Annotated in this window: 1 protein-coding gene; it reads left to right on the forward strand. The window is 65.7% G+C overall.

The genetic code is table 11. The annotated features are described in order from the left end of the window. Positions 1 to 964: molybdopterin-dependent oxidoreductase (locus tag EOA85_RS36035; protein ID WP_164760172.1), on the forward strand; the 964-nt coding region annotated here is incomplete at both ends.

The raw sequence follows: 964 nt of genomic DNA on the forward strand, positions 1-964 counted from the left end.
TCACCGGCCTGCTCGCCTATCTTGGCAAAAATGACGCTCTGGACCGCGCCTATATCGCTGCACATACCACGGGCTTCGAAGGCGCGATTGCCGCTTCCTCGCTCGACCTTGCCGGCATCGCCGCTGCCACGGGCCTCGGCGAGGACGAGCTTGTCCGCTTCTACAGCCTGTTTGCCGCGACGGCGAAAACGGTGACCGTCTATAGCCAGGGCGTGAACCAGTCGTCCTCGGGCACCGACAAGGTCAACGCCATTATCAATTGCCATCTCGCCACCGGCCGCATCGGCAAGCCCGGCACCGGGCCGTTTTCGGTGACCGGCCAGCCCAACGCCATGGGCGGCCGCGAGGTTGGCGGCCTGGCCAACATGCTGGCCGCCCATATGGAGATCGAAAACCCCGAACACCGCAGCCGCGTGCAGCGCTTCTGGAGCGCGCCGGCCATCGCCGAAAAACCCGGCTTGAAGGCGGTCGAGATGTTCCAGGCGGTGGCCGACGGGCGTATCCGGGCGCTGTGGATCATGGCGACCAACCCGGTCGATTCGATGCCGGATGCCGATGCCGTCGAGGCGGCGATCAAGGCCTGCCCTTTTGTCGTGGCGTCGGACGTGCTGGCCATGACCGACACGGTCCGCCACGCCCATGTCCGGCTGCCCGCCGCCGCATGGGGCGAGAAGGACGGCAGCGTAACCAATTCGGAGCGCCGCATCTCGCGCCAACGCGCCTTTTTGCCGGTGCCCGGCGAGGCAAGGGCCGATTGGTGGATCATCGCGGAAGTGGCCAAGCGGATGGGGATTGCCGAGGCGTTTTCGTATGCGTCGCCGGCCGCGATTTTCGCTGAACATGCAGCGCTGTCGGCCTTCGAGAATCACGGCGCCCGCGAGTTTGATATAGGCGCGTACGCCGGTGTTGACGCGGAGACCTACGAGGAGTTGGCGCCATTCCAATGGCCAGAACCGGCATCACC

The sequence above is a fragment of the Mesorhizobium sp. M5C.F.Ca.IN.020.29.1.1 genome (assembly GCF_003997375.1).
In the GTDB taxonomy this organism is placed as follows: domain Bacteria; phylum Pseudomonadota; class Alphaproteobacteria; order Rhizobiales; family Rhizobiaceae; genus Mesorhizobium; species Mesorhizobium wenxiniae.